The sequence below is a fragment of the Streptomyces cinnamoneus genome (genome assembly GCF_014650495.1).
Lineage (GTDB): Bacteria > Actinomycetota > Actinomycetes > Streptomycetales > Streptomycetaceae > Streptomyces > Streptomyces cinnamoneus.
The window spans coordinates 140,695-156,281 of the sequence record NZ_BMVB01000012.1 but is presented as its reverse complement, the minus strand read 5'-3'; the positions used below and the strand labels follow the sequence as shown (position 1 = coordinate 156,281).

13 protein-coding genes and 1 pseudogene are annotated in these 15,587 nt (G+C 71.8%); 1 reads left to right on the top strand and 13 read right to left on the bottom strand.

Going from position 1 to position 15,587, the window contains the following annotated elements; genetic code table 11:
- The first annotated feature begins 125 nt into the window (after nt 1–125).
- Nucleotides 126–398 carry a hypothetical protein gene (locus IE182_RS19155; protein WP_190111082.1) on the top strand — a complete coding sequence of 91 codons (273 nt, stop codon included), beginning with the start codon at nt 126–128 and terminating at the stop codon, nt 396–398.
- Nucleotides 399–543: 145 nt separating this feature from the next.
- Here the strand turns inward: IE182_RS19155 and IE182_RS19150 are convergent, their stop codons facing one another.
- From IE182_RS19150 to IE182_RS19090, 13 genes and pseudogenes are all read right to left on the bottom strand, one after another.
- On the bottom strand, nt 544–1,050 hold the full coding sequence (locus tag IE182_RS19150; RefSeq protein WP_190111081.1) for an EF-hand domain-containing protein: 507 nt from the start codon (nt 1,048–1,050) through the stop codon (nt 544–546).
- A gap of 118 nt (nt 1,051–1,168) precedes the next feature.
- Nucleotides 1,169–2,998, bottom strand: a complete 1,830-nt coding sequence (locus IE182_RS19145) for a PIG-L family deacetylase (RefSeq protein WP_229844936.1) — start codon at nt 2,996–2,998, stop codon at nt 1,169–1,171.
- A gap of 37 nt (nt 2,999–3,035) precedes the next feature.
- The gene (locus IE182_RS19140; RefSeq protein ID WP_190111080.1) at nt 3,036–3,710 is read right to left on the bottom strand and encodes a hypothetical protein; all 675 of its coding nucleotides are present in this window, start codon (nt 3,708–3,710) and stop codon (nt 3,036–3,038) included.
- A gap of 68 nt (nt 3,711–3,778) precedes the next feature.
- Entirely contained in the window at nt 3,779–4,657 is an 879-nt protein-coding gene (locus tag IE182_RS19135) for an alpha/beta fold hydrolase (protein WP_190111079.1), read from the bottom strand.
- Between the two features lie 110 nt (nt 4,658–4,767).
- Nucleotides 4,768–6,054, bottom strand: a complete 1,287-nt coding sequence (locus IE182_RS19130) for a cytochrome P450 (RefSeq protein WP_308432135.1) — start codon at nt 6,052–6,054, stop codon at nt 4,768–4,770.
- Between the two features lie 213 nt (nt 6,055–6,267).
- Nucleotides 6,268–6,858 (bottom strand): GTP-binding protein, encoded by a 591-nt coding sequence (locus IE182_RS19125; protein ID WP_190111078.1) that lies wholly within the window; start codon nt 6,856–6,858, stop codon nt 6,268–6,270.
- Entirely contained in the window at nt 6,845–7,213 is a 369-nt protein-coding gene (locus tag IE182_RS19120) for a DUF742 domain-containing protein (RefSeq protein WP_190111077.1), read from the bottom strand. Before IE182_RS19120 ends, IE182_RS19125 begins: the two co-directional genes overlap by 14 nt.
- The gene (locus IE182_RS19115) at nt 7,210–7,617 is read right to left on the bottom strand and encodes a roadblock/LC7 domain-containing protein (protein WP_190111076.1); all 408 of its coding nucleotides are present in this window, start codon (nt 7,615–7,617) and stop codon (nt 7,210–7,212) included. Before IE182_RS19115 ends, IE182_RS19120 begins: the two co-directional genes overlap by 4 nt.
- Nucleotides 7,614–9,902 (bottom strand): sensor histidine kinase, encoded by a 2,289-nt coding sequence (locus IE182_RS19110; RefSeq protein ID WP_229844935.1) that lies wholly within the window; start codon nt 9,900–9,902, stop codon nt 7,614–7,616. Before IE182_RS19110 ends, IE182_RS19115 begins: the two co-directional genes overlap by 4 nt.
- Before the next feature lie 177 nt (nt 9,903–10,079).
- Nucleotides 10,080–11,468 carry a chloride channel protein gene (locus tag IE182_RS19105; protein WP_190111074.1) on the bottom strand — a complete coding sequence of 463 codons (1,389 nt, stop codon included), beginning with the start codon at nt 11,466–11,468 and terminating at the stop codon, nt 10,080–10,082.
- Between the two features lie 162 nt (nt 11,469–11,630).
- Nucleotides 11,631–13,421: a cation:proton antiporter gene (locus IE182_RS19100; RefSeq protein WP_190111073.1), complete on the bottom strand. Its 1,791-nt coding sequence runs from the start codon at nt 13,419–13,421 to the stop codon at nt 11,631–11,633.
- Between the two features lie 63 nt (nt 13,422–13,484).
- On the bottom strand, nt 13,485–14,405 hold the full coding sequence (locus IE182_RS19095) for an aldose 1-epimerase family protein (protein WP_190111072.1): 921 nt from the start codon (nt 14,403–14,405) through the stop codon (nt 13,485–13,487).
- Nucleotides 14,406–14,589: 184 nt separating this feature from the next.
- A pseudogene (locus IE182_RS19090) lies at nt 14,590–15,459 on the bottom strand (DUF389 domain-containing protein); the annotation flags it as partial.
- Between the last annotated feature and the right edge of the window lie 128 nt (nt 15,460–15,587).

Here is a 15,587-nt window from a genome sequence, read left to right as displayed (position 1 = left end):
CCCGGTGTGTGCTGCTGGCGTCCATGAAGAGGAGGACGCCGGGGTGACTCTGCCGCCACGGGCCGGTGACACGGAGGCAGGGCGCCCACACGGCGTGCGCCCACACGGCGGTCTACTGTCGGATCATGACGGAGATCATCGTGGTGTACGAGCTCGACAGGGCGCCGACCGCGGTCGGCAGGGGCGAAGGGGCCCCGGTCGTCCGCCACGTGCATGCGGCGCCCACTGCCCCGGGCTCCTCGGCGCTGGGTCCCCGGACGTTCTGCGGCAAGGACACCTTCGCCATGGAGGCGGCCCCGTGGAAGCCGTCGGAGCACCCCGGTTCCTCGTGGTACCCCCCGGAACACGCCGACCGGGTCTGCAGCGCCTGCGACGCCGTGCTGGAGGACGAGACCTGACGGGCCGGGGCCACGGAGCCGGCCCTCGCCCGGCGACGGGCGGCGCCCCCGGTGGGGGTGACCGACCCGCCCGGTGGCCCGACGGTCGGTGCGTGGCCGGCGTCGCGGGCGAGTCGGCTCGGCCTGGCTGACTCCGGCCCGGGGCTCAGCTGGTGTAGAAGCGCTTCACCGCCTTCAGGAACTCCTTCGGGCTGATGCGTCCGCTGCTGTCGGCGTCGAGTTCGTCGAAGTACGCGGCGGCATCGGTGGCCGACATGCCCAGGAAGTCGCCGGCCAGGAGGAACTCGTCCCGGTCGACGGAGCCGTCGTCGTCGCGGTCGAGAAGATCGAACAGGGTCCGGCACACCTCGCCCTTGCCGGGGCGGTCCGCCGAACGGAAGCCGGGGGACGTCCGGGCGGCCACGTACTCGTCGCTCGAAAGGATCCCGTCGCCGTCGGCATCGCCGAGGGACAGCAGGAACGTCCACTGGGTCTTGTTGGCGTCGAGGAGAGCCCGCCCCTTGTCCGACTCCTCCGGGATGCCGAGCTCGGCCAGGAGCCGGAGCGGTGCCCGGAGGAAATCGGTCAGGTCGACGGATCCGTCGCCGTCCGCGTCCATGCGCTGGAACTCCTGGACGGGCACGAGCTGGGCGTTCTTGATGATGTCGGTCATGCTCCGAGAGAGTGCCACCCCCTGGCCCTCCGACCGGCGAGCCCCGGCGGCGTTCCCCCTGACGGGTGAACACCACCGCTGTCGGGAGCTCACACGACAGGTAGGCACCTCGGCTACGTCACTGCATCCGTCGCGGGCCGCAGCCGAGGGGGACCCCTGTGCGTTCGGACTGCCTGCGGGAAGCCTCCGAATGCTCGCTCTGGGCCGCCTCCATCGGAATGGCAGCAGGGTGCGTCGGACGTCCGGGCGGGGGAACGTAGCCGGGAAGGCCCAGGCCGCCCCAGACGTACGGATCGGCCTGGGCGCTGCCGGACGGGGACCATGCGAGCCGGGAGTGGCCCGTCCTGTCCTGGGTGTCGGAGTCGAAGAGGAGGACGTTCGCGCGGAGGCGGTCGGGGTCGACGGGCGCGGGCAGGCCGGCGAGCGGGAGCTTCGCTTCCACCGTGTAGCCCCGGTACGGCTCGGTGACCGTGGACACGGCGACCATCCCCGGTGCGGTCGAGGACGCCGGACCCTGCCGGTTGTCGCCGTCGCGCTCCGTGCAGGCTCCTCCCCCGTTCGCGGTGAAGGGCAGGACGGCGGCCTTGAAGGTGGTGGAGGTGTCGTCGGAGCGGCCCTGCGGGTCGAGGTCGATCTCGACGGAGTCGGTGCGCCAGTGCCGTTTGCAGTCGTTCGTGCCGTCGAGCGCGGCGCCCTTCTTGTCGTCGGTGACGTGCACCAGGACGTACAGGTCGTCGCCGTGGCGGGCGAAGCAGGCATCGGCCGCGCAGTCCATCGCCGAGGAACAGCGCGCACCCTCCCAGCGCGTGAGCTCCACTGCCGCGCCGGGATATTCGCCGGGGTCCGCCGTGCCGTTGACGACCGGCGCCTTCGCGACCTCGGGGGCGGTGGTGGAGGGACGGTCCGGGTCGGCGGGCTGGGCGTCGTTGGCCAGCCACGGCATCTTCATCCGCCGGGCCCAGTCCCGGAATTCCGCGTACTGGGGGCGCAGGCCGGACTGGGCGCGTTCCTTGGCCTGCAGGGGCATTCCGTTCTCGGCCACGACCGTGAACCATTCACACGGCATCTCCTGCAGCGGCGTCCCGACGTCCTCCGGCAGCGAGAGGAAGCCCTGCGTCCTGTACGTACGGGCCGCGTCCCGTTCCAGCTGGGCCCAGGTCTTCCCCCCGGAGGACCGCTCGCCCGGCCAGACGCCGAGGACGGGCAGCCCGGTGTTCTTGTCGTCGATCCGCTTGCCGTCGCACTGCGACCCCAGGGGGCCCTTGAAGCCCCAGCTCTGCGTCAGGAGCCGGGCGGGCTTCCAGGGCCGGTACTTCTCCTCGGCGATCTGCCCGGGAAACGCCCTCGGGTCGCCGGCCATGGTGAACGCCTCGATGGCCAAGCGCCCGGCCTGCTGGTGCGCGCCGTGCTGGTTGAAGGGCCGTGGGTCCATGGTGACGACGGTCTTCGGGGTGGTGGCCCGGATCACCCGGACCAGCCGTTCCAGTGTGTCGGTCGGCCGCTGCGGCTGCCGGTTCCAGACGGTGCCGGTCAGAGGCGCGTTCAGCGTGTACCAGAAGTCGGGCTTGTCGAGGTAGTAGACGTCGCGGATCCCGAGAATCCCGACGGCTTTGCGCTCTTCCGTCTCGCGGATCATCCCGAGGGCGGCACCCTCCTCGGGGCCGACGGCGTTGCTGCCGCCTTCGCCCCGGGTGACGGTGACGACCGCACTGCCGAGCCGGTCCCTCTCCCTCCAACGCCCCAACGTGGCCAGGGACTGGAACTCGTCGTCGGGGTGGGCACCGATGAACAACACGTCGGCGTGCGCACGGTCGGCACCACCACTCGATGCGGTGTGCCCGGACGGCACGCCCTTCGTGTCGCAGGCGGCCACCCACGGCACGACGGCGAGGAGCCCGGCTACCGCGAGGGCGAGGGACAGAGTGCCTCTCTGCTTGCACGGATCCACAGGACTCGTTCCTTTCCTTGCGAAAAGCGATGAGCCGTCAACGGTCGGCGAACGTCGCGACGGCGAACGCCAGCCTGCGGTCCAGCCAGCGAGCCTTGATCTGGAATTCCTGGCCCACGGACTGCATGACCTGCTCCTCGCCCGCCAGCCACAGCAGGGTCCGTTCCTTGACCTGGCCGTCGTCGTGTCCGAGGGACATCGCGGACTCCACCAACCCGCCGAGGAACTTCCCCGCGGCGCGAGCCGCAACCTCCTTGGGCGCGATGGCGGCCCACTTGTTGCGTCCCACGATCTCCGCGTGACCCGCCTGCTGAATGCGCCAGGTGTGCCGCAACAGTTTCCTCGCCGGAGGTACCCGACGGATCACCCCGACCTCCTGGCCCCGGCCGTCCCGCACGCTGTAGCGGCGCTCGTCACCCTCCGCGTCGCATTCCTCGATCGCGCACAGGACTTGCCGCGCCTCCCGGTCCTCGTACAGCACGCGGCCGACGTCACGGACACCCACGACGCCCGAGCGGAAGAAGGCACAGGGCGCCTTGACCCGGTCCTGGCCCTCGCGCCTGGGCACGCGCACGGCATTGGGGCCGAGCACAGGACGCTTACGCTGCGGACCGGTCTCCCGCTCCACGATGTCTATCGAGAACGTGTGGACGCCCCGCCAGTCGACGACGGCAACCGGCGGCTCGCTGTTCCTGTCTCTTCCGAAGGCCATGCCCCGACCATACTGAAGCTGTCGCTCCGCATTGTGGGGCGGCGTCCTCCAGGGCTGCCGCCCCTGGCTCATCTGCCCTTCGCGCCCGTGTGGCCGAGGATGGCCGTGGTGAGCGGGCCGAGCACGTCGCGCGGCAGTGCGTGGCCCATGCCCGGGATCTCGACGACGCGCGCCCCGCGGACGGCCTGGGCGAGGTGCTGGGGGTGCGGCGGCGGGAAGACCGGTTCGGCGGGGGCGGAGACGACGAGGGTGGGCACGTCGGTGGCGGCGAGTTCGTCCGTGCGCAGCATGCCCGAGCTGTCGGCGCTGCCGTGCGCGGTGTTCGTCCGATGGTGCCCGGTGTGCTCGATGATCCTGCGCTCCAGCGAGCGGAAGTAGTCCGCGTCGAAAGGCAGCTGCCCGCCGGACAGGACCCGCCAGTGCTCGACGCGGCGATCCAGCTCGGCCTCCGGCCCGTGGTCCTCGACCGGCCGGGACCACATCTCCAGCACCTCGGGGGCGATGCCGGGCAGTTCCTCGGGGGCGAGCCGGGTCCCGTCCGGGCTCGTGCAGGGAGCGGTGCTCAGCGCGCACGTACCCATGAGCGTCGCGCTGAGCAGCCGTTCCGGGTGATCGGCGATCAGGAGCTGCGCGAGCATGCCGCCCAGCGACAGCCCGACGATGTGGGCGCGGTCGATGCCGAGCCCGTCCAGCACGGCGACCGCGTCACGGGCGAGCTCCGTGACGGCGTACGGCCGCTCGTCGAAGGCCCAGGGCGAGCGGCCGGTGTCACGGTGGTCGTAGCGGATCACGCGATGGTGCACGGCGAGCGCGTCCACCAGCTCGTCGGGCCACCCCATGCCGGACGCCTGCGCGCCCATGATCAGCAGAAGCGGCGGGGCGGCGGCGGCGCCGCGTTCCTCCGCCCAGAGCCGTACGCCGGGTGCGACATCGATGAAGTGGTGCATGGGGTGCTCCTCCCGCGAGTACCTGAGATCGGAACGATAATACGATACGGTCCGTCTCGCGATCAAGGTGCACGTAGCCGCGTTACGCGGGGCCACGGCCTCGCGGCCCGTCAGGACGGAAGTGCCGGAGGAGGAGGCGGAGGCGGAGGAGGAGCCGGTGCCGCGAGGGACAGCGGTAGCGACTTCACGCCGTTGATGAAGTTCGAGACGAGCCGCTGCGGCTGCCCGGCCAGGCACAAGGACGGCAGGAGGTTCCGTACCTCCTCGTAGAACACCCGCAGCTGCAGACGAGCGAAGTGCGCACCCAGGCAGACGTGGGGGCCGTTCCCGAAGGAGACGTGGGGGTTGGGCGTCCGGGAGAGGTCCAGGCGGTGCGGCGCGGCAAAGGCCCGCTCGTCGTAATTGGCCGAGCCGTGGAAGACGACCACCTTCTCGCCCGCGCGTATGCGCCGGCCGGCCAGGCAGGTGTCGTGGGCCGCGGTCCGGCGGAAGCTGAGCACCGGCGGGTGCCAGCGCAGCAACTCCTCCGCACAGGCCGCCGCACCCACGTCCCCCCTGCGCAGCAGCTCGTAGGCGTCCGGGTGCCGGGCCAGGGCCAGCAGGCCGCCGGGCGCGGCGCTGCGGACGGTGTCGTTGCCCGCGATGGTCAGCAGGAAGAAGGACATCTCCAGCTCGGCCGTCTCCAGATCACCGTCCGACGCGAGCACGGTCATCACGTCGTCACCGGGATGCCGCCGCTTGAAGGAGGCCAGGTCCCGGGCGAAGCCGAACATGTCGCCCAGCATGGCGGGGGAACGTGGATCGGCGGGCCTGCCGTCCGGCCCCGGCTCGGGCGGGCCGGCCTCCTCCGGGTCCTGGTAGCCGATGACGCGCCGGGTCCAGCCCAGCAGCATTCCCCGGTCGGCTGCGGGCACCCCGAGCAGGTCGGCGAGGTTGAGCAGGGCGAACTCGTCGGTGACCGCGGCGACGACGTCACACGTTCCGTCCCCGGACCGCGCCGCGTCGGCGGCCGCCGTCAGCAGGTCGCGGGCCCGTCGGCGCACGGCGGCCGTGAAGCGCTCGACGCGACGGGGCGTGAAGGCGTGGCTGACCAGCCGCCGCAGCCGGCCGTGGTCCGGCGGGTCCTGATTGAGCATCATGCGCCGGACGAACGGCAGGTCCGCGGGGGCGGGATCCCGGATCTGCGTCGCGCCCAGGCAGGAGGAGAAGGTAGGCGCGTCCTTCAGGACGCGCAGGACGTCACGGTGCCGGGTGACCGCCCAGAAACCGGGACCGGCGGGCCAGCCGAGCACCTCGTGCTCGTCCTGCCAGGCCACCGGGTGCCGGTCGCGCAGCAACCGGTAGGCGGCGTGCGGCAGCCCGTCGGCATAGACCCGGGGATCGAACACATCGGGCACACCCGCACCCGCACCCGCACCCGCGGCACCCTCTACCACCGGCACGTCACCCGGCTCCCGGCCCGGGTGGCGGACCACCCGTGCACGGCGACGGCCTCGTACGGGCCGTCACCGTGCACGGAGCGCTGCAGGACGAGGGCGGACATGCCCCCACAGTGACCGCGAAGCGCCGCCCCTTCAAGAGGGTGCGTCTCCCCCGGTCCGGCGAGGTGGTCAGGCGGGCGCGGTGACGCGCGCCTGGGTGATGAGCCGGTCCAGCAGCGAGAGCAAGCAGCCGCGGACGTCCTCCCGGGAGCGGGCGTCGAGCAGGAGGACGGGGGTGTCCGGGTCCCTCAGGTGCAGGGCCGCCTTGATCTCCTCGGTGGTGTACGGCTGCTCGCCGTTGAAGCAGTTCGCGCCGACGACGAACGGCAGTCCGCGGCTCTCGAAGAAGTCGATGGCGGGGAAGCTGCGGTCCAGTCTCCGGGTGTCGACCAGGACGATCGCCCCGAGCGCCCCGGACAGCAGGTCGTCCCACATGAACCAGAAGCGTTCCTGACCCGGTGTGCCGAAGAGGTACAGGACCACGTTGGCGTCGGTGAGGGTGATGCGGCCGAAGTCCATCGCGACCGTGGTCGCCGTCTTGCCCTCGATGCCGTCGAGGTCGTCGACCCCGACGCCGGCGGACGTCAGCCGCTCCTCGGTGCGCAGCGGATCGATCTCGGAGACCGCTTCGACCAGGGTCGTCTTGCCGACTCCGAAGCCCCCGGCGATGAGGATCTTGACGGGAGACGCTTCCGGTGCGGCGGTGTCATAGTCGGGCAAGGTTGTCTCTGATTTTCATGAGCAGGTGGACATTGGAGGTCTCGGAGGCGTCCAGCGGCGGCCGGTGACGGATCAGGCCGCGCTCCAGCAGCTCGCCGAGCAGGAGCACCATGGGAGTCAGACGCATCCGCATCCGGGCGGCGATCTCGGCGACCGCCCGTCCGCCCGGCGGCGCGCACATGGTGAGGATCTCCCGCCACTCCGTGGGCAGACTGCCGTGACCGTGGTCGGCGTCGGCGGTCGCCGTGATCACGGTGTCCATCGTCAGGCCACGGCGGGATGCGGCCGTGCGCCCGTCGGTGAGGGCGTACAACCGCGTCCGGCGGCGCCGTCCGGGCTGGGGATCGGCCGTCATGACGACGTGGGCGCCTGTGAGCGTTCGGGGGTGTCCAGCCACTCGCCGAGCGCCTGCGCGGCGCGGACCGTCTCGCCGCCCAGTTCCCCGAGCCGTGCCTTGCGGGAGGCCACCACGATCAGCGTGCTGCCCGATCCGCACCCGACGATGCACAGGTACCGCTCGTCCATCTCGACGAGTTGGCGGACCACTCCGCCACCGTCGATCTCCCGCGAGATCGCCTTCATGGTGGACGCGATGCCGGAGGCCGCCGCGGCGACCCGTTCGGCCTGGTCCCGCTCCAGCATGTAGGCGCTGAGCTTGATCCCGTCGTTGGACAGGAGTACGGCCCCCTGGATCCCCGCGATCCTGCTCAGGTTGTTGTCCAGGATGCTGTAGATCGCATCGTTCTGTGTCGTCGTCATGGCTGGTCCTGTCGGAGCTCGAGTTCCACTTGCCTGGTGCTGTCTTCGTAGTCCGCCCAGGCGTCGGCCACCTCTTCGGGCGTGGCGGCGTCCCGGCCCACCGGTTCGGCCGCACGCGGCTCGCGGAGCCGCTGGGTCATGTGGGTCTGCGGGACGCGCTCGGGGAGAGCCGGCCGGCCGGGGACGTCCCCGGAACCGGACCGGGCCGACGCCTCCGGCTCCGGGGTCCCGGCCTGCCGCGCCTGCTCCTTCCGCGGGCGGCGCGGCAGTTCCGAGGCGCTGGGAGCGGGGTCGTCCGCCGCACCGCCGGACCGTTTCTGCTGGACGAGCTTCGGCCGTGGCTCCCCGGCGGGCTGCGGTGCGGGCGCGGACTCCTTCGCCGGACCGGGCGCCGCGGTGCCCTCCTGGGTCGGCACGAGGTGCTCACCCGGGACGATCACTACGGCGGACGTTCCACCGAACGCCGACCGGCGCAGCGTGACCGTCGCCCCGAGCTGGTCGGCGAGGTGGCCGACCACGAAGAGGCCGAGCCGGTGGGCGTTGCTGGCCAGCACGGAGTACGGCGGGGCCGAGTGCAGGCGGCCGTTCATCTCCTCGTACCTCTCGGCGGTCACCCGCGGGCCACGGTCCTCGATCTCGATGCAGAGACCGTCGCCGACCAGTTCGGACCGGATGGCGACCCTCGCCGTCGGCGGGGAGAAGCGCGTGGCGTTGTCCAGCAGCTCTGCCAGGAGGTGGCTGAGCTGGCTGATCACGCCGGGCTCCACACTGGTCTCGTCCATGGCGTGCCGGTCGATGCGCCGGAAGTCCTCGACCTCGGCGGCCGCTTCCCGCAGCAGGTCGGCGATGCGCATGGGGTCCATGTGGGGGTCGGGGATCTCGCCACCCGCCAGGATGAGCAGGTTCTCGATCTGCCTCCGCATGCCCACCGTGAGCTGATCGGACCTCATGAGCTCGGCGAGGAGTGCCTCGTCCTGGCCGAAGGTGTCCTGGATGTGCTCGGTGAGGGCCAGCTGCCGGCTGACGAGGTTCCCGGTCCGTGCGGCGATCCCGGAGGCGAACACACTGAAGCCCTGTCGCTCGTCGGCGAGCTTCCGATGTCCCTCGACGGATACGGCGACGACGTGGGCGAAGGCGTCGCTGATCCGCCCGACCTCGTCCTGCTCGCCCTCCGGCCGCGGCAGTGCATCGGTGCCGACGGCCTCTCCGCGCTGGAGGCGGTCCACGACGTCCGGCAGGGTCTCCTCGGCGACCGTCACCGTGCGGTCGTGGAGAGAGCGCAGGCGGCGCAGGACCGAACGCGTGGTGAAGACCACGACGGCGACGACCACGAGGAGGGCGGCACCGCTGGCGGCCACCAGCAGGACGACCTGATCGTCCAGCTGCGCCGCCCGGTCGTCGGCGTGGGCGAGCAGCTCGTGCAGCTCGCTCTCGTCGAGGGTGTTCAACTGGGCGGAAAGGGTGCCGTAGGCCGCCCGCCAGTCGCCGACGGCCGGTGGCAGCACGACGCCGGAAGAGACGTCCCGGTGCTCGGAGACGACCGCCTTCTCGATGCGGGACTTGGTCTGCCAGGCGTTCGAGGTGAGGATCTGCTGGAGGGCGTTCTGGTCGTCGAGGGGCAGGTCGAGGGCGACCGTGTCGTACAAGTAGCCGCTCGCGCCGACGGCTTCGACGAATTCACCGAACCTGGCGGACGTCAGCTTTCCGGAGGGGCCCGCCAGTGCGAGGAGGGAATCCTCGCGAGCCACCACCTCCGCTGCCGAGAACAGGGCCACGAGCGAGGTCGTCTCCCGCGTGAGCCCGCCGTCGTCGATGTGGCCGAAGTCTCCGTAGCAACGGATCGTTCCGCTGATCACGTCGGTGTAGTAGCCGACGGTGTCGTCCGGGCTGCCGTGGCGTGCGTCGGTGCGTTCGCGCTGGGCACCCAGGTCGGCCAGTCGCCGCGCGACGTCGTGGAGGCGGTCCTTCGCCCGGTCGGAGTGGAGCTGATCGGGGTCCGACGACTTCAGGAACACGGCCACGGCCCGGTCGGTGTCGGCCCGGCGGCCGCGCAGATCGGTCCCGGACACGGGCATGCCCGACCACCACGCGGCGGTGATCGCGCGCTCGGCCTGCAGTGTGGTCATGAGCCGGTACAGGGGTACGCCGGTCTGCCGGCCGGCCACCACGTCCTTGCGCAGGTGCCGGGACTCCTGCACCGACCGATCGGAGCTGATGAGAACCTGGACGCCCATCGCCACGGTGGGCACCACCGCGAGCCAGACGAGCAAGGTACGCAGGCGCACGGTCCGTCGTCGGCTTCTTCGTACCGGCTCGCCCGGGCCTTCGGATCCTGTGGGAGTCATCAGTCCTCGTAAAACACAGCAGGCCGTTTGCGGAGTGGGTGCCGATCATAACCAGCCAATTCCAGGAACAGCGGTCGAGGTTGGTTCACCGGATTGGTTGGGGCACTCAAGAGGGGTTCATCGCTGGATGCGGTGACTGTCGGCTGTGCCCGGAGATCGAGCGGATTGCACGCCGCGGTCGCCTTCCGGCTTCAGGGAGAATTGAGAGGTGAGCCTGGTGGACACGACATGCGCGACCACGACCGAGACGATCACCAACGGCATGACGGTGAGCCCCTGCGACCCGAGCAGCAGGGTGGCCAGCAGGACCGAGACCAGTGGAAGTCCGAGCATCGCGGCGCTCATCGCTCCGATGCCCGTGGCGAACCCCGCCACGAGGGACAGCTCCGGGAGGTGGGAGAGCAGGATGCCGCCCGCCGCGCCCACGAACATCGAGGGAAAGACGGGGCCTCCCCGGAAACTGCTGAGCGAGGCGCAGTAGGCCAGGCCCTTGCACACCACCAGGAGCAGCAGTGCTCCGACCGAATACGCGGTGCTGTGGGCGAGGAACGGACCCAGCGCCGTCTGGCCCGAATACAACACGTCGCTCTGCGGCTTGCCCGTGCTCTCCGCATAGGCGATCGCCAGTCCCCCCACGACCAGGCCCATGACCACCGTGGCCGGCACACGCCGGCGTTCGACGTGCGTCTTCAGGTGAACGGCGAGCCACCGGATTCCCACAGCCACGACGGCGGCCGACAGTCCGATGACGAGCGCCCAGCCGAATTCCGCGACCGTCGGCGTCACGGCTTCGGGCAGGTCGGGGAGCGCCAGCGAGTAGGTGCCCAGCCCGGTCCAGGATCCCAGGCCGATGAAGAGGAGCGCACCGATGCCCGCGGCGAGCAGGCCGGGCACCAGCACCAGGGCCATCATCGGTCCACCGAGTCCCGATGCCTCCATCAGGAAGAACGCTCCGAGCAGGGGCGACCCCAGCAGAGAGCTGATCGCCGCGAAGCTGCCCGCCGCTCCCATCATTGCGATCGCCTGCTCCGGGGCATCACGTTTGGCGAGGCGCGCGGCGCCCGCGGCCAGTCCGCCGCCGAGAGCGATGAGAGGCGCTTCCGGTCCGAGCACCGCACCGCAGGCCAGAGTCGCCAGGGCGGCGAGGAAGATGCCGGGGAGCTCGATCGGTGTGGGCGCGCCTTGGGGCGTGAACCCCTCCGCCGGCTCGTGACCGCCCTTGCCCGGCAGGTAGTGCACCGTAAGCCCCACGAGCAGTCCCCCGGTGCCGAGCAGGGGCAGCGGCCACCAAGGCGGCGTGCCGTGGAATCCCAGCGCCTGGGGCAGATCGGTGGAGAGCATCGGCTGGAGTGCGGCGACCAGTGCGAGGAAGCCGAACGCCGCCGCGGTCACCGGTACGCCGACCACCGCGGCCATCACCAGGAGCAGCACGTAATTGCGGCTCCGGAGGACCGTGAGCGGATCCGGGGGCGGCGCGTCCGTGGGTCCTGACGTGGCGTCCGGCATGCGCCTTGCCTCCTCGCGACGCGGACCCGAGAGGTGATTCCACCGGCTGTCCTCGGCGAACCCCGACCGCCGCGTCACCCGCTCCGGGCGGCGTTTTCCCACCCTGGCACACCGTCCTCACGCGGGCATTCCGAAGCCGCCCAAGCGGGGCGCACGAGCCCCTCAGCGGCCGGCCCGCTCCGGTGTTCGCGCGGTGCCCCGCTTGCCGGGGGCCAGCAGAACCACCGTGTCCCCCGGCCCGGGCGGCGGTGTGCCCGCGTCCGTGACCGGATCGAGGCGCCCGTCCGGGCGTACCAGGAACAGCAGGTCGCAACCGGGCGGCAGAGCAGTGCCGGCGGGCTGCGCCAGGACGGCCGCCCCGTCCTTGTACCTGCGGGAAAAGGCCGGCCACGTCAGATCCGCGCCGAACAGGACCTCGCCACCGACGAACGGCGCCACCACGCCGTGGCTCTCGGGCGGTGCGGCGAGGCGGTGGACCACCCCCTCCACGCTGCCGCGCAGAAGCGTCGCCGCCAGTGCGTTGAAGTCGTCCTCGGCGGTGAGGAAGAACACCGCCGTGATGCCCTCCAGCTCAGCGCCCTGGCCCGTGACGGCGGCCAGTAGTTCGCCCGGCGCGAGCTCGATCCCTGCCTGCCTGATGCGTTCGCGCTGCTGCTCCCGCCCTGCCCACATCACGACCTCCAGCCCCGCCGACCGCAGGGCCACACCGAGGTCGACCACCCACGGGTCGCCGCCGACCAGCAGCGGACGCGAGCGGGAGGGGCGCACGGCGCCCAGGAGCCGGGCCACGGGCGAGGCGGTCAGGCCGTAGAGCGTCACGGTCGCGACGATGACCACGAACGTGGCGGGGAGGATTTTCGCTGCGCCGCCGATCCCCTGGGCCGCGAGACCGGCCGAGAACGTCGACGCGGTGGCGGCCGCGACGATGCCACGCGGCGCCATCCAGCCGATGAAGCCTCTCTCACCGCGCGTCAGGTCCGTGCCGGGGGTGGACACCGCCGCGACCACCGGTCTGACGGCCAGCACCAGAAAGGCGGCGAGCCCGAGCGCGGGCAGCCCCACATGGCGCAGCGACTGCGGGGTGACGGTGGCCGAGATGGAGATGAAGAGCAGGCCCAGGATCACGGTGACCAGGGTTTCGAAGAACGGCCGGCGCGCCGGGACGTCGATGCCGGGGAGGTTGGCGACGGCCAGGCCCATCATCACGGCGGCGATGAGTCCCGTGTCCTCGCGCAGGACGTCGCAAAGGGCCGCCCCACCGATCACCGCTGCGAGCTGCACCGTGGTGCCGAGCACCTCACCGAGCGGCAGCGCCCGGAACAGCCCCCACAGCACAGCCGCCCCGGCCACTCCGCCGGCCGCTCCGATCCCCACACCGGTCAGGAAACCCGCGGCCACGCTGTCGAAGTAGTGCCCCGTACTGGCCGTGACCGCGTGGAAGACCAGTGCTCCCAGGATGCCTCCGACCGGGTCGATGAGGGAGCCTTCCCAGACGAGGATGTGCTGGAGCCGGTCCTTCGGACGCACGAAGCCGAGCAGCGGTCCGACGACCGTCGGCCCCGAGACCACGAGGATCGCGCCGGTCATGACGGCCGCCCGCCGGGACATGCCCAGCAAAGGCGCGGCGAGGAGCGCGCCGAGCAGCCATGTGACCGGTACTCCGATACAGATCAGCCTGGAGACGACCCGGCGCCTGTGGCCCCTCATCCTCGCCAGGTCCAGCCCGAGGCCCGCGTCGTAGAGGATCACCGCGACGGCCAGCGACACCAGCGGGGAGAACGCCGCCCCCAGCAGCCGCTCGGGGTTGACGTCGTCGATCAGCGCGCCGGCGGCGAAGCCGACCGGCAGCAGGACGATGAGGGCGGGGATGCGCAGGCGGCTCGCCAGGACCTGCGAGCCGACCGCGAGCATCAGGGTCAGGCCCACTCCCATGAGGATCTGATCCGTCGTCACGGCGGGTCCCTTCGCCGCGTGGCGGGCACGGCGGGGATCAGGGCGAGGGCCATGAGGGCGGCGTCATTCCCCCCATGGCGTGATCCCCCACCGGACGGTGTGCCGCTCGCCCGGACCGAGGCGGACGAGAGCGGTGCCGCTGCGGAAGGCGTCCGGTGGGCAGGTCATCGGTTCGACGGCGACCGCGCGCCGGCGCTCCCCCGGTGGGAGGGTGTCGCCGGTGTAGAGCTGCACGTAGTCGGCTCCCTCGCCGAGCCACACGTCCGTGCCGAACGCACCCGACGGATGGGCCAGGCGCACCACGGCCCGCCCGTCCTCGTCCCGGTCGAGGTCGCCGAAGGGGGTGTCCAGCCGGCGCGCTCCGACAGGCTGCGGTGTCCGCAGGTCGTACGGCGTCCCCGCGACCGGCTCGGCGGCCACCGGCAGGCCGCGCTCGTCGGTGCGCAGCCACGTCCGGGCGGGGACGGTCAGCACCGACTGGTCGACGACCGCGGTGCCCGCCGTGACGTAGGGATGCTGGCCGAAGCCGTAGGGGGCGGCGCTCGCGTCGAGGTTGCGCGCGGTGACGGCGACGGCGAGCCCGCCCTCGCCCAGGGCGTACTCGGCGCGGAGGTGGAGGCGGAACGGGTAGCCCGGCTGCGGCCACAGCGGAACCTCCAGGACGGCCCGGCTGTCGCTCGCCTCCACGACCTGCCACGACGTCCACCGGAGCAGTCCGTGGATGGCGTTGCCGCTTGCCGGCTCGGTGAGCGGCACCTGGAGGTCCTGCCCGTCCCACCGGTAGCGGCCGTCCCGGATCCGGTTGGGCCACGGCACCAGGATCTGGCCGCGCCCGCCGGTGATCCGGTCGTGTGCGGCGAATCCGTCGACCACGGTGCGTTCGCCGACCGAGTACGTCCGCAGCGCCGCGCCCAGCTCGACGACGACCGCACTGTGCGCACCGTGGCGCAGGGTCAGCTGCCGTCCGGTGCGGCTCTCCTGCACGTGTGGCCTCCTCGGTCCGCCCGGCCGGCGTCCTCGGCCATGGGCGCGATGGCGGCCCGCGGACGTGGCCTCCACCTCGGGAGCGTGCGGCCCCGCACCGGCCCGGTCAAGCGCGACACGTTCGCGCGGGCGCGATCGCCCGGGGCGTTCGCCCACTGGGCTGCTCCCGGACGGGACGGCGGTCTCATCCGCCGCCGGAGCGCCCGCTGCGCCGGCCGATGTACCGCCAGACGGCCCGTTGGAACCTGAGGGTCAGCACGCCCACCACGATCAGCAGCACGATGTTGAGCAGGAGCTGGATCAGGGATCCGCGCGCCTCGCTCCAGCTGGAGAACGCGCAGGAGACGCCGATGTCGGCGGCGGCGGGGATGGTGGTGACCGAGATGAAGACGCCGAACAGCGCGCTCGTCCGGGCCTGCGTCAGCGACACGATCCCGACGACGCCGGCCAGGACCGCGACGACGACCGAGAAGACGTCGGGGGCGTCGATCAGTGTGGAGACCGGCCTGATGCCCAGGTCGAACGCCTCGGGCTGAAGGCCGAGGCCCCGGATCGTCCAGGAGAACAGGAAGGTCACCACGACGGCCGGCAGGAATCCCGCGGTCAGGGCGAACAGGCCCCGGCGGATCCTGGTGCGGTTGCCGTGGTCGATGCCCAGCGCGACGCTGGTGATGGCGCCGTACTCCGGTCCGACGACCATCGCCGCGACGATCAGGATCGGGGAGTTGGTGATGATTCCCACCGCTCCGAATGACGCCCGCGCTGACCGGATAGACGTAGAAGCTCGGCAGATAGGTGCCCTCGGCGCGGATGCGCGCCTCGACCTCCTCCCAGACGGGCGCGTGCGCGAGCACCCCGAGCTGCTGCTTCTCCGCCTCGGCCGCGGTGCCGGAGAAGGCCGTCTCGACCGGTTCGATGATGAGCCACGGCGGTCGATTTCCAGCTCGCGCAGACCGCGCAGCACGGCGTTGGCCGCACCCGCCAGGATGTCGCATTCGACCGCGTCGCCGTCGGGGTTGCGCGCCCGTTCGGGAAGGACTATCAGGTTGAAGACGTAAACGGTCGCCGCGGCCGCGGTCGCTTCGGCCGCAGGGCCAAGCCCCGGCTGCGGTGTCCCGGCAGCCGCCGCCGTTGCGCCGTACGGGTGCCGCCCACGGACTGCCGTCGCCGTCGGCGGCCCTG

Coding starts and splice junctions, on each gene's coding strand:
- IE182_RS19155 (WP_190111082.1), top strand. CDS start 126: ATGACGGAGATCATCGTGGTGTACGAGCTCGACAGGGCGCCGACCGCG.
- IE182_RS19150 (WP_190111081.1), bottom strand. CDS start 1,050: ATGACCGACATCATCAAGAACGCCCAGCTCGTGCCCGTCCAGGAGTTC.
- IE182_RS19140 (WP_190111080.1), bottom strand. CDS start 3,710: ATGGCCTTCGGAAGAGACAGGAACAGCGAGCCGCCGGTTGCCGTCGTC.
- IE182_RS19135 (WP_190111079.1), bottom strand. CDS start 4,657: ATGCACCACTTCATCGATGTCGCACCCGGCGTACGGCTCTGGGCGGAG.
- IE182_RS19120 (WP_190111077.1), bottom strand. CDS start 7,213: ATGACGGCCGATCCCCAGCCCGGACGGCGCCGCCGGACGCGGTTGTAC.
- IE182_RS19115 (WP_190111076.1), bottom strand. CDS start 7,617: ATGACGACGACACAGAACGATGCGATCTACAGCATCCTGGACAACAAC.
- IE182_RS19105 (WP_190111074.1), bottom strand. CDS start 11,468: ATGCCGGACGCCACGTCAGGACCCACGGACGCGCCGCCCCCGGATCCG.